General features: G+C 61.6%; 11 protein-coding genes, 1 tRNA gene and 1 riboswitch. Of the genes, 9 read left to right on the top strand and 3 right to left on the bottom strand.

From position 1 onward, the window contains the following. Nucleotides 1–15: 15 nt before the first annotated feature. On the bottom strand, nt 16–2,790 hold the full coding sequence (gene secA / locus JK202_RS06995; RefSeq protein WP_211559564.1) for a preprotein translocase subunit SecA: 2,775 nt from the start codon (nt 2,788–2,790) through the stop codon (nt 16–18). 313 nt (nt 2,791–3,103) lie between these two features. On the opposite strand from secA, the gene JK202_RS07000 reads away from it, so the two are divergent. The 5 genes from JK202_RS07000 (at nt 3,104) to JK202_RS07020 (ending at nt 8,021) form a co-directional block, all read left to right on the top strand. Beyond that, entirely contained in the window at nt 3,104–4,030 is a 927-nt protein-coding gene (locus tag JK202_RS07000) for a peptidylprolyl isomerase (protein ID WP_211559566.1), read from the top strand. A 4-nt stretch (nt 4,031–4,034) separates the two neighbouring features. Continuing rightward, entirely contained in the window at nt 4,035–5,270 is a 1,236-nt protein-coding gene (gene argJ / locus JK202_RS07005) for a bifunctional glutamate N-acetyltransferase/amino-acid acetyltransferase ArgJ (protein WP_211559568.1), read from the top strand. 98 nt (nt 5,271–5,368) lie between these two features. Beyond that, nucleotides 5,369–6,598, top strand: a complete 1,230-nt coding sequence (locus JK202_RS07010; RefSeq protein WP_211559570.1) for an NAD(P)/FAD-dependent oxidoreductase — start codon at nt 5,369–5,371, stop codon at nt 6,596–6,598. Nucleotides 6,599–6,678: 80 nt separating this feature from the next. Next, nucleotides 6,679–7,428 (top strand): 2OG-Fe dioxygenase family protein, encoded by a 750-nt coding sequence (locus JK202_RS07015; RefSeq protein ID WP_211559572.1) that lies wholly within the window; start codon nt 6,679–6,681, stop codon nt 7,426–7,428. A 53-nt stretch (nt 7,429–7,481) separates the two neighbouring features. After that, nucleotides 7,482–8,021 carry a hypothetical protein gene (locus tag JK202_RS07020; RefSeq protein ID WP_211559574.1) on the top strand — a complete coding sequence of 180 codons (540 nt, stop codon included), beginning with the start codon at nt 7,482–7,484 and terminating at the stop codon, nt 8,019–8,021. A gap of 22 nt (nt 8,022–8,043) precedes the next feature. On the opposite strand, the gene JK202_RS07025 is transcribed toward JK202_RS07020, so the two are convergent. Beyond that, nucleotides 8,044–8,117, bottom strand: a tRNA-Gly gene (locus JK202_RS07025). 118 nt (nt 8,118–8,235) lie between these two features. Next, a riboswitch (SAM riboswitch) is annotated at nt 8,236–8,315 on the top strand. 72 nt (nt 8,316–8,387) lie between these two features. On the opposite strand from JK202_RS07025, the gene metZ reads away from it, so the two are divergent. From metZ to JK202_RS07045, 4 genes are all read left to right on the top strand, one after another. Then, on the top strand, nt 8,388–9,581 hold the full coding sequence (gene metZ, locus JK202_RS07030) for an O-succinylhomoserine sulfhydrylase (protein WP_211559576.1): 1,194 nt from the start codon (nt 8,388–8,390) through the stop codon (nt 9,579–9,581). A gap of 41 nt (nt 9,582–9,622) precedes the next feature. Then, nucleotides 9,623–10,096 carry a Co2+/Mg2+ efflux protein ApaG gene (apaG, locus tag JK202_RS07035; protein ID WP_041111971.1) on the top strand — a complete coding sequence of 158 codons (474 nt, stop codon included), beginning with the start codon at nt 9,623–9,625 and terminating at the stop codon, nt 10,094–10,096. A gap of 85 nt (nt 10,097–10,181) precedes the next feature. After that, a complete protein-coding gene (locus JK202_RS07040; RefSeq protein WP_211559697.1) occupies nt 10,182–11,348 on the top strand; it encodes a bifunctional 2-C-methyl-D-erythritol 4-phosphate cytidylyltransferase/2-C-methyl-D-erythritol 2,4-cyclodiphosphate synthase in 1,167 nt (388 codons plus the stop codon). A 34-nt stretch (nt 11,349–11,382) separates the two neighbouring features. Continuing rightward, entirely contained in the window at nt 11,383–11,817 is a 435-nt protein-coding gene (locus tag JK202_RS07045) for a lysozyme inhibitor LprI family protein (protein WP_211559578.1), read from the top strand. A gap of 80 nt (nt 11,818–11,897) precedes the next feature. Here the strand turns inward: JK202_RS07045 and JK202_RS16390 are convergent, their stop codons facing one another. Continuing rightward, complete coding sequence (locus JK202_RS16390) at nt 11,898–12,029, bottom strand: hypothetical protein (RefSeq protein WP_255314061.1); 132 nt, start codon at nt 12,027–12,029, stop codon at nt 11,898–11,900. Nucleotides 12,030–12,049: the final 20 nt, after the last annotated feature.

The following is a 12,049-nucleotide window of genomic DNA, read 5'->3' on the forward strand; positions in this document are numbered from 1 at the left end:
CTGCGTGTCAGAGGCTCAGACGAGCCTGCCATGACAGTGTTTGAACTTCAGGCCCGACCCACAGGGGCAAAGGGCATTGCGCGGCGTCTCGGCATTCCAGCGCTGAAGCGTCGCGGCATCAGGCTCTTCCCCTGCGGGAACGGCCTGCGGGCGCGGCGCTGACAGGGACATCGGCGCCATGGACGGGAATCCCGCCATGGGCCCGGGTGCCGGAATTTCAGACCCCGTCGTGCCCTGTGCGAACAGCCCCGCAGGCTCCTCGGACGGGCCGGACGTCTCGGTATTGATGACCGGGAACGGCGGCGGCTCGGACACGGCCTGGATCCGGCACATCGTCTCCGTCACGCGGATACGCATGTCGTCGAGCATCGCCGTGAACATCTGGAAGGCTTCCTGCTTGTACTCGTTCAGCGGATCACGCTGCCCGTAAGCCCGCAGACCAATGCCCTGACGGAGCTGGTCCAGCCCGTGCAGATGCTCTTTCCACACCGCATCGAACGTCGTCAGCACAACCTGCTTTTCGATCAGCCGCATCAGCTCGGGCCCCATATTGGCCGTCCGTGCTGCCTGAGCCTTCGCAGCCTCCGCCATGATCCGCTCGATCACGCCCTCGGAATCCATCCCGTCTTCCTTCGCCCAGTCCGCAATCGGCAGATCCAGGTTCAGAACACGGGAGACTTCCTTCGTCAGCCCTTCGGTATTCCAGGCTTCAGCAAAGGATTTCTCAGGAATATGCGCATGCACCAGATCCTCGATCGTATGCTCACGCAGCTCGGCAATCACGCCCGACAGGTCTTCCGTCGCCATGTATTCCTTGCGCTGGGCATACACCTCCTTGCGCTGGTCATTCATGACATCGTCATATTTAAGCGTGTTCTTGCGCATGTCGAAATTGCGCGCCTCAACCCGCTTCTGCGCCTTTTCCAGAGCCTTGTTCAGCCAGGGATGAACAATCGCCTCGCCTTCCTTGAGGCCCATTTTCTGCATCATTGCGCCCATACGGTCGCTGGCGAAAATGCGGATCAGATCATCTTCAAGCGACAGGAAGAAGCGCGAATTGCCCGGATCGCCCTGACGTCCCGAACGGCCACGAAGCTGGTTGTCCACACGGCGGCTTTCATGCCGCTCGGTGCCGATCACATACAGACCGCCAGCTTTGTGAACTTCCTCATGATGCTCTTCAACAATCGCGCGGATATTCTGTTCAACAGAGTCACGCTGCGCATCATCCTCGACGCCTTCGGTGCTGGCCTTGACCAGCATCTCGATATTGCCGCCAAGTTTGATGTCGGTTCCGCGGCCCGCCATGTTTGTGGCGATCGTAATCGCCCCCGGCGCACCCGCCTGCGCGATGATGATCGCCTCCTTCTCATGCTGGCGGGCATTGAGAACGTTATGCTGAATGCCGCGCTGCGTCAGAATGCGCGAAAGATATTCGCTCTTCTCAATGGAGGTCGTGCCCACAAGAATGGGCTGGCCCGTCTTGTTGATATCCTTGATCAGGTCCGCCACGGCGCTGAACTTCTCAGCAGCCGTCAGATAAACCTCATCATCCGTGTCGATCCGCTGGACCGGCAGGTTCGTCGGGATTTCCACCACATCAAGATGATAGATTTCGGCGAACTCATCGGCCTCGGTCATGGCCGTACCGGTCATGCCGGACAGCTTCGGATAGAGACGGAAATAGTTCTGGAAAGTGATGGAAGCGAGCGTCTGGTTCTCCTGCTGGATCTCCACATGCTCCTTGGCTTCAAGCGCCTGATGCAGACCATCCGAATACCGGCGACCATCCATCATGCGGCCCGTGAACTCGTCGATGATGACGACCTTGCCTTCACGCACGATGTAATCCACGTCCCGCGTGAACAGCGTATGCGCCCGCAGGGACTGCTGGACGTGATGGACGACGGCGACGTTATGGATATCGTACAGACCGCCTTCCTGAAGCACGCCGGCTTCCGCCAGAAGCGCCTCGACACGATGCGAGCCATGCTCGGTCAGCGTGACGGACCGCAGCTTTTCGTCCTTGTCGTAAACGTCCGGCTCTTCAACGAGCTTTACGACCACATCATCGACAGAACGGTACAGGTCGGAGCTGTCATCCGCAGGACCGGAAATAATGAGCGGGGTCCGCGCCTCATCAATCAGGATGCTGTCCACCTCATCCACGATCGCGTGGTTGAACGGACGCTGCACCATGTCGGCGAGCGAATATTTCATGTTGTCGCGCAGGTAGTCGAAGCCGAACTCGTTGTTCGTGCCGTAGGTGATGTCTGCGGCATAGGCCTCGCGACGCTCCCCGTCCGACAGGTTCGGCACGATCACGCCCGTTGTCAGTCCAAGGAAGGTGTAGAGGATGGACATTTCCTCGGCATCACGACGCGCAAGATAGTCGTTCACCGTGACGACATGCACACCCTTGCCGCTCAGCGCGTTCAGATAAACCGCGAGCGTCGCCACAAGGGTCTTGCCCTCACCGGTCCGCATTTCCGCGATGCGCCCCCCATGCAGGACCATGCCGCCAATGAGCTGCACATCAAAATGGCGCTTGCCCAGAACCCGGCGCGACGCTTCGCGGCAGACCGCAAAGGCTTCCGGCAGCAGACCATCAAGGGTTTCGCCCTTTTCAAGCCGCTCCTTGAACTCAACCGTTCTATGGCGAAGCTGCTCGTCAGAGAGAGCCTGGACCGCAGGCTCCAGTGCATTGATCTCGGGCACACGGCGCTGATACGCCTTGAGCGTGCGATCGTTGGCAGAACCGAAAAGGGCGCGGGCGAGGCGTGCGAACATGCTGAACCTTGAGATGCCGAAGACCCGAAGCGCCAGCTCTTTCCACTACCGGAAAGACCCGCCACACCGGGCCGTCAGGATTTTCACGTCTGCTGGAGATAGGACCCGGGCCGCAAAGGGTCAATGGAGAGCCCGTCGAGAACGCCGATGAAATGTCCCTATTGTCATCATAGCGTCACATCATCGTCCGCCTCCGCGCCCCGCGCGGCACCCGCGTGAAGGAATGGTAACAGACCGCACCCTTGCAGGGCGGACCAGGCTTTGTCATGGTGCAGGCCATCCTTTTTCAGGTTACATCCGAGGTAGTCCCCACATGCGGCTTTCCCGCTCCACTTTCGCTCTCGCCGCCCTTCTGGCTGGCACATCGGTTGCAGCATCGACGGCTTTCGCCGCTCCTGCAGCAGCCCCTGTCGCCGCGGCACCCGCAGCAGCTCCGGCCGCTGCCCCGAACCCGGACATGCTGATCGCTACCGTCAACGGTTCGAAGATCACGCTCGGTGATGTGCAGCGCGCAGCAGGCAACCTGCCGCCGCAGGCCCGCCAGATCCAGCCGTCCGTTCTGATTCCGCTGATCGTCAACCAGCTTGTTGACCAGAAAGCTGTTCAGTTCGCCGCAGACAAGGAAGGCCTGAGCAGCAAGCCGGACGTGAAGGCTGCCATGGACGCAGCTGCAGCGAACGCCCTGCAGAACGCCTATCTTGAGGAAAAGGTCGGCCCGCTGGTCACCGATTCTTCAATGCATGACTTCTATCAGTCGCATTACGCGAACAAGAAGCCGGAAGAAGAAATCCACGCCCGCCACATCCTCGTGGACAGCGAAGCGCAGGCCAAGGACATCATCGCCCAGCTCAACAAGGGTGCTGATTTCGGCAAGCTTGCTGCCCAGCTTTCCAAGGACAAGGGTTCCGCCGGCGCAAACGGTGGCGATCTCGGCTGGTTCAAGAAGGCTGACATGCTGCCGGCTTTCTCCGCGGCCGCTTTCGCCATGAAGCCCAACACGATTTCCCAGACCCCGGTCCACACCCAGTACGGCTGGCACGTGATCCAGGTTCTCGCGACCCGTACGGCTCCGATCCCGACCTTCGATCAGGTCCACGACCAGGTTCGTCAGGAACTGATCCGCGACAAGGTGCGTGACATCGTTCAGGCCGCCGAATCCCAGGTGAAGGTCGTTCACTACGACGCCCAGGGCAAGGTCATCCCGAATGCAGCTCCGGCTGCCGCACCTGTAAAGAAGTAAGTCCATGGCAAAGCCGCTCCCCGTCTCTCCGCTCGCTCGTCCGCTTCCGGATCTTGCAACGATTGCGGGCGTGCGGCTTTCCGCCGTCGCCGCTGGCATCCGCTATCAGGACCGTACGGACCTGATGCTCGCGGAGTTCGCCACCGGCACGATTGCGGCAGGCGTCTATACAAAAAACGCCTGCCCCGGCGCTCCGGTGCTCTGGTGCCGTGAGGCATTGACGACCCCCTATGCCCGCGCCCTGCTCGTAAACGCAGGCAACGCCAACGTTTTTACTGGCCGAGCCGGAATTCAGGCCTGTGAAGATTGCGCTGACGCCACCGCACAGCTCCTCGACTGCCCCCCGCAGGACGTCTTTCTCGCCTCCACAGGCGTAATCGGCGAAAAACTGCCGCAGGACCGCATCATCGCCGCCCTCCCCGCCGCAAAGGCCGGGCTGGACGAAAACAGCTGGGCCGATGCCGCCCGCGCCATCATGACGACGGACACTTTCCCCAAGGCGGCCCGTCGCGATGTGAAAATTGCCGGGACACCCGTCCGGATCCAGGGCATTGCCAAGGGATCGGGCATGGTTGCCCCCGACATGGCCACGATGCTGGCCTATGTCGCGACCGACGCAAAGCTGCCGCAGAACGTGCTGCAATCCCTGCTGGCCTCGGGCTGTGCCCAGAGTTTCAATGCCATCACGGTCGATTCGGACACGTCCACCTCGGACATGCTGATGATTTTCGCAACCGGGCTCGCTGACAATACCGAGATCGACGACGTCAACGATCCCGCTCTCGCCGAGTTTACCCTGGCACTGAACGACCTCCTTCTGGAGCTCGCGCTGATGGTGGTCCGCGATGGCGAAGGTGCGACAAAGCTTGTCCGCATCGCCGTCACCGGAGCGGATTCAAACCTCTCTGCGCACCGTATTGCGCTTTGCATCGCGAATTCCCCGCTCGTCAAAACCGCAATTGCAGGTGAGGACGCCAACTGGGGGCGCGTGGTCATGGCAGTCGGAAAAAGCGGCGAACCTGCAGACCGTGATCGCCTTTCCGTCGCCATTGGTGGCACATGGATCGCGAAAGATGGCGGTGTCGTCGAGAATTACGACGAAGCCCCCGTAGTCGCCCATATGAAGGGTCAGGAGATCGAAATTGCCGTCGATCTCGGTCTTGGTGACGGGCAGGCCCGCGTCTGGACCTGCGATCTGACGCATGGCTACATCGACATCAACGGCTCCTACCGCAGCTGATCGTCCCAACACGTCAGCGAGAGCGGGGCTTGTGCGACCCCGCCGCTGCCGTTAGCAAAACCGGGTGCCGTTTCGCACTTGATATGAGGAAAAAGTCCATGTCTGCTGGAGCTCGCGTGCTTGTTCTTGGCGGTGGCGTTGGGGGGCTTGAGGCCGCTGCAGCGCTGGGCCGTCGTCAGAACATCTCCCTGACACTCGTTGATCGAAGCCCCGTCCATTACTGGAAGCCGGCCCTTCACGAGTTCGCTGCGGGCACCATGCAGCATCAGGGCAACTGCATTCCCTTCACCGACACGGCCGCCAAATTCGGTTTCACCTTCGTTCAGGGCAGCCCCGTCGCCGTCAACCGCGAAGGCAAGACCGTCTCGCTCGATACGGGTGCAACACTGCCTTACGATTATCTGGTGGTCGCCCTCGGCTCGCGTGCGAATGATTTCGGCATCCCTGGCATCGTCGATCACTGCATGTTCATCGATAGCCTGAACGATGCCGACACGCTGTTCGCGACCTTCCGCGATGCGGTCCAGAAGGCCCGCGCCGCTGGCGAAAAGCTGTCCGTCGGCATCGTTGGTGGCGGCGCAACCGGCGTCCAGCTGATCGCCGAACTGTGCAAATCCATTGATGACGCCCGCGGTCTGGGACCGGCAGTCCGCAAGTCCCTGCTGAACGCCGTCCTGATAGAGACCGGCCCGCGCATCCTTCCGGCCTTCCCCGAGGCCGTCTCCTCGGCTGCCTCGCAGCAGCTCGAAAAACTGGGCATCTCGGTGCGGACCGAAGCCATGGTCGTCGGCGCGGACGAGACCGGCTTCAGCCTGAAGTCCGGCGAGCACATTCCCGCCAGCCTTCGCGTCTGGGCTGCCGGTGTACGCGCCTCGGATGCCACGAACCTGCTCGAGGGTCTGGAACGCGGACGCTCCGGCCAGCTCGGTGTGACCACCACGCTTCAGACCACGCAGGACCCGACCGTTTTCGCGATCGGCGACTGCTCCCGGATCGATGCGGCTCCAATCGCGCCGACCGCACAGGCGGCACGGCAGCAGGGGCAGTATATCGGCCGCGCGCTTCCAGACATCATCGCAGGCAAGACCCCTGCCACGTTCGCCTATAATGATCGTGGCGCTGTCGTGGCTCTGGGGGACTATAATGGCTGGGGCATGCTGGACGCCAAGCGCAGCTTTGGTGGCGGCCTGCTCTCCGGTCTGGCCGCACGTCTGATCCATGAGGGACTGTATCGTCAGCACCTTGCAGGCATTCTGGGCATCACACCCACAGCATGCAGCACGCTGCGCGAACATCTTTCGCCGGTCAAACCTGATCTGGGCGCCTGACCCCCCTTTTCAGAAGCCCGTCAAAGAGAGAATGTGGGACGCAGCATTATCCAACCCTGCGTCCCCTGGTCCGAGAATTCATGAGCGCTACCGATCTCTCCCCGCCCTTTGACAAGGCTCTGACCCGCATCGAAGACACGCTGCTGGAAAAAGGCTTTTCCTTCCTTCAGGCCGACGTCACACGACCACTGCTGGAGCATGAAGGCCTGACGGACTGGCAGGGCTTTGCCGAAAGCTGGAACCATCTCGGCCTTGACCGCTACATGGCGGATGGCGGCCGCTACCGCCGCCGTCGTTATGCGACCTTTGCGGTCTCGGCCGACACCATCACCCGCAAGAAACACCAGCCCCACTACCAGAGCAGGGACTACAACCTGCTCAATGGCGGTGTGGAACGCTGGTTTCCAGCCGTTGCGGATGCCATCGCCACCCATCCCGTCATGACAGCCGCAATCCGCACCATCAGCCGGATCGCAGATGCACTGACGCCGCCAACGGAAAAGCCACCGGGCTGGCATGTGGAAGTCCACCAGTTCCGCATCGAAGCACGACCGGACAATGAAGGGCGCCCCACGCCCGAAGGCCTGCACCGCGATGGCGTGGACTGGGTGCTAGTACTGATGGTTGCCCGTCACAACGTGGAACAGGGCATCACCACGATCCACGACATGCGCAAAGAACCGCTTGGCTCCTTCACGCTGACCAACCCGCTGGACGCTGCCATTGTGGACGATCACCGCGTCTATCACGGTGTCACGGCCGTCCAGCCCGTCGATCCCTCAAAGCCTGCATATCGGGATGTGCTGGTGGTGACGCTTCGCCACGCATGACACCCTGAACCTTCACAGATGTTCTTCTTCAATTTCGTGTTATGACAGGTCTCATGTCGATCCAGCAGATTCTTTCCCGCCCTGCGGCGGTTCTGGCCCTGTCCATCCTGTTTCCAGGAGCGCTGACCTGCGCCGATGCCGCAACAGGCAAAGGGCATCACCATGCACGCCATACGGCGCAGCCTGCCAATGCCGGGGCCGCACCAGTCATCCTCACAGCCCACCCGGGAACGAAGCTGGATGAGGACGCCCGCAAGCTGAACGATGATGATCTTCAGGATGCGGCCAAGCATCATGACCAGCCGGTGGTGCTTGTCGGCTCCGCGTCGCTGTCCTCAGGCAAGAATGATGAAGCCCTGTTCGTCCAGCTCCAGTCCGCCCGCCTCTGCGGTTCGGCAGGATGCACCACGTCGGTTTATCTGAAGCACAACGACACCTGGAACACGGTTCTGGACTCCGTGAACGGTGACATCTCCGTCCTCCCCACGCGCCACAAGGGCATGCATGACCTGCTGGTCAGCCCGAATGATCGCTGGGTCTGGAACGGCAAGGAATATCAGGACACGCTCAGCGCACCGCCGATGCCCAAATAACCACTGATTTTTCTGGAAAGTCTGGAGCGGGCGAGGGGAATCGAACCCCCGTATGCAGCTTGGGAAGCTGCCGTTCTACCATTGAACTACGCCCGCAGACGGACGCGAGCATAACCGCTCCGTCTTCCCTTCGCAATCCACCCCGCCCAAACTTCAGGGTGTTGACGCAAAACCGAAATACGGCTCATAGTCCGGCTGTCAGAAACGTCATGGCGTGCCTGACCCTCGTGATTTGAGCGGCCGGCTTGCGGCGAGGTTAAAGAATTGCGCTAAAGAGGCCCTGCGTCGTTATCGAACGATTCCCAGGACTTCCACGGCCCGCCACATGCGCCCCGCACAACAGGGCGTTTTATGGAGGGACACATCATGTCTACAGAAAACTGGCGTACAGCCACGCGCCTTCTGCACGAAGCCCCGAACCGTACGGAATTCGGGGAAACATCAGACGCCGTCTTCCTGACATCCGGCTTCGTCTATGACAGTGCCGAACAGGCCGCCGCAACCTTCACTGGCGACGTCCAGCACTTCCAGTATTCCCGTTTCGGCAACCCGACCGTGGACACGCTTCAAGAGCGCCTCGCACTCCTCGAAGGCGCTGAAGCCTGCGTTGCCACCGCAACAGGCATGGGTGCTGTCTCCTCGGCCATCCTGTCGCATGTAAAAGCCGGTGACCGCGTCGTGGCCTCCCGCGCCATTTTCGGCTCCTGCTACTGGATCGTAACCAACCTCCTGCCCCGCTACGGCATTGAGACCGAACTGGTGGACGGCACGGATTACGACGCCTGGGAGCGCGCCCTGTCCAAACCCACGGCCGCCGTGCTGATCGAAAGCCCGTCCAACCCTATGCTGGACGTCCTCGACATCGCGCGTGTGGCTGAACTGACGCACAAGGCTGGTGGTCTGCTGATCGTGGACAACGTGTTCGCAACACCGCTCGGCCAGTCCCCGCTCAAGCTGGGCGCGGATGTGATCGTCTATTCCTGTACGAAACATATCGACGGTCAGGGCCGCGTCCTTGGCGGTGCGGTGCTCGGCTCCAGCAAGTGGATCAACGAGACGCTCCAGCCCTTCACCCGCAACACCGGCAACTCCCTTTCGCCGTTCAACGCGTGGGTTCTGCTCAAGGGTCTGGAAACGCTCCAGCTCCGTACGGACGCCATGGCCCGCAACGCGGCCACTGTGGCCGATGCACTGGCCGAGCTGCCGGGAATCGTTCAGGTCCGCTATCCGGGCCGCTCCGATCATCCGCAGCATGAACTGGCCAAAGCCCAGATGAGCAATGGTGGTTCCATGGTCGCGTTCGTGGTGGACAAGGGCCGTGAGGGCGCGTTCGCCTTCATGAACGCTTTCAGGGTCATCGCGATTTCCAATAATCTCGGCGACGCCCGCAGCCTCGCCACCCACCCCGCCACGACGACGCATATGCGCGTCAGCGAGGAAGAGCGCGCCCGTCTCGGCATCACGGATGGCGCCATCCGCCTCTCCGTTGGTCTGGAGGACCCGGCCGACCTAATCGACGATCTCAAGCGTGGTGCGGCGGCCGTTGCGGCCCTCGCATAAGTTTTCCTGACAAATGCCCGGGATGGCTTTACAATGGCGTCATGCCTGACAAGTCATCCCACCCCCATCTGCACGCCGATCCTGAGACGGCACTCGCCGAAGCCATGGAAAGTGCCCCCCGCTTCAGCGAAACCACGGACGACGTGACGGTCACGGTCCGGACCTTCTGGCTGGACGACCAGTCCCATCCCGAAGATCATCAATACGCCTGGGCCTATCACATCAGCATCGAGAACGAGCGGAAAGACACCTTCCAGCTCCTTTCGCGGAGCTGGGAGATCGTGGACGGACTTGGACGCAAAGAGCACGTCCACGGCGATGGCGTTGTCGGCGAGCAGCCGGTGATCGGCCCGCAGGAACAGTTCGACTACACCTCCGGCGCCATGCTCACCACACCCACCGGCTTCATGCGCGGCACCTACCACATGGTTGAGCCCCGCTCGGGCCATCGCTTCGACGTCAGCATCCCCGTTTTCAGCCTCGACAGTCCCCACGACAGCACACTGGTGCACTGACCGGGCCGTGGGCGGGCCGCACGGACAGGCAGGAGAACAGTCACACAAGCTTGACGTTCCCGCCTTCCCGGCCCATTCCTCCCCCATGCGTATCGCTGCCCTCCTTCTTGCTGCCGGTCGTGGCCGGCGCTTTGACGCCTCCTCGCAGAGCGGGGAAAATTCTTCCAAGCAGTTCCGGATGCTGCGGGGCAAACCCGTCATTCGCAGAGCCGCCGAAGCCCTCCTGCCGCATGTCGACGTGCTCCTGCCGGTTGGGGATGATCCCCTGCTGGCCGACAGCCTCGAAGGACTGGACATCCTGCCCCCCGTCATTGGCGGCGCGGAACGCCATGACAGCGTACGCAACGGCCTCGAAGCCCTGGCGAAACTCCCCGAGCCGCCCGATCTGGTGCTGGTCCATGACGGTGCCCGCCCCTGCGTCCCGGCGGAAGTGGTGCAGAACGTCATCGACGCTCTGAAGACCCATGAGGGCGTGATCCCAGCCGTCGCCGTCATCGACACAATCAAGAAGGCCAAAGACGGCATCATCGTCGATACCGTCCCGCGTGACGGGCTGTGGCGCGCCCAGACCCCGCAGGGTTTCCGTTTCGGCACCCTGCTCGAACTTCACCGCACCCTGCGCGATGCCCGCACCGACGACGCCGCCCTGCTCGAACAGGCTGGCCATCCGGTGGCGATCGTCGAAGGGTCGGAAGATAATATCAAACTGACTGTTGCGGAGGACCTGATGCGTCTTGAAGGTGTGATTGACCGGAACCTACTGCCCCGCGTTGGACTGGGCTATGACGTCCATGCCTTCGAGGAAGGCCGCAAGCTGATCCTGTGCGGCATCGAGGTGCCCCATACGAAGGGCCTCGCCGGACATTCCGACGCCGATGTCGGCATCCACACGCTGTGCGACGCCATCTACGGCGCACTGGCCGAAGGCGATATCGGCCGCCATTTTCCGCCTTCCGACAATGAATGGAAGGACATGGATTCGGCCCGCTTCCTCGTCCATGCCGGCGAACGCATCCGCGAGCGCGGCGGCTTCCTCGTGAATGCCGACGTCACGCTGATCTGCGAACGCCCCAAGATCGGCCCGCACGCCGAAGCCATGCGCAGCCGTCTCGCCGATCTCCTGAAGGTCAGCGTCAGCCGCATCTCGGTCAAGGCCACGACCTCCGAGCGTCTGGGCTTCACAGGCCGCGAAGAAGGGATTGCCGCCACCGCCACGGTGAGCATTATGGTTCCCGATAACGGAGAAGCCTGACCTTCATTTCACCGCCCATATCCGGAGCATCGCCATGAGGATCCGCTACCTGCCTGCATGTTGCGTCACAGCCCTGATGCTGGTCCAGCCAGCTCTGGCGGCCCCGATATGCTCTGGAAAGACGACGCAGCAGATTCAGTCCTGCTTCAGCGCCCGCCTGACTCAGGCCGAGGCACAACTGAAGCGATACACGGAAACGGCCCTGCGACGAATGCAGGGCCCTGGCATCGCGGCCCGGACACAGGCAGATTTCCGCAAAGGCGAGTCAGCCTGGTGGGCCTTCCGTGAGGCTGAATGCAAAGCGGTGGCAGGCCGCTGGTCAGACGGCACGATCAGAACATCCATGGAACTGTCCTGTCGTCTGAAACTCACTGAAGAGCGCACCTACGAACTCTGGCAGAACTGGCTGACCTCTCCGGATAGGGCAACGCCGATCCTGCCCGAACCCGCACTCAGCCCCCAGAACTGAACGCTCCCGTCATGAAGACATAAAAAAGCCCGGCACTCCCAAAAGGAGGCCGGGCTTTTTTATGTCTAAGGCGTAAAATCTCAGCCGTGAATGGCGCAGACCACTACGATCAGCGGTGTCGCGGCCAGAAAGAGCCAGGCTCCGATGGAGCAGGTTTTCACAACACGGGTACCCATGTGACGCAGCAGGGGCCTACGAACGGATACGGACATATCTTCCTCGAATCTGACAG

The organism is Gluconobacter sp. Dm-62, assembly GCF_018256155.1.
In the GTDB taxonomy this organism is placed as follows: Bacteria; Pseudomonadota; Alphaproteobacteria; order Acetobacterales; family Acetobacteraceae; genus Gluconobacter.

Coding starts and splice junctions, on each gene's coding strand:
- secA (WP_211559564.1), bottom strand. CDS start 2,790: ATGTTCGCACGCCTCGCCCGCGCCCTTTTCGGTTCTGCCAACGATCGC.
- JK202_RS07000 (WP_211559566.1), top strand. CDS start 3,104: ATGCGGCTTTCCCGCTCCACTTTCGCTCTCGCCGCCCTTCTGGCTGGC.
- argJ (WP_211559568.1), top strand. CDS start 4,035: ATGGCAAAGCCGCTCCCCGTCTCTCCGCTCGCTCGTCCGCTTCCGGAT.
- JK202_RS07010 (WP_211559570.1), top strand. CDS start 5,369: ATGTCTGCTGGAGCTCGCGTGCTTGTTCTTGGCGGTGGCGTTGGGGGG.
- JK202_RS07015 (WP_211559572.1), top strand. CDS start 6,679: ATGAGCGCTACCGATCTCTCCCCGCCCTTTGACAAGGCTCTGACCCGC.
- JK202_RS07020 (WP_211559574.1), top strand. CDS start 7,482: ATGTCGATCCAGCAGATTCTTTCCCGCCCTGCGGCGGTTCTGGCCCTG.
- metZ (WP_211559576.1), top strand. CDS start 8,388: ATGTCTACAGAAAACTGGCGTACAGCCACGCGCCTTCTGCACGAAGCC.
- apaG (WP_041111971.1), top strand. CDS start 9,623: ATGCCTGACAAGTCATCCCACCCCCATCTGCACGCCGATCCTGAGACG.
- JK202_RS07040 (WP_211559697.1), top strand. CDS start 10,182: ATGCGTATCGCTGCCCTCCTTCTTGCTGCCGGTCGTGGCCGGCGCTTT.
- JK202_RS07045 (WP_211559578.1), top strand. CDS start 11,383: ATGAGGATCCGCTACCTGCCTGCATGTTGCGTCACAGCCCTGATGCTG.
- JK202_RS16390 (WP_255314061.1), bottom strand. CDS start 12,029: ATGTCCGTATCCGTTCGTAGGCCCCTGCTGCGTCACATGGGTACCCGT.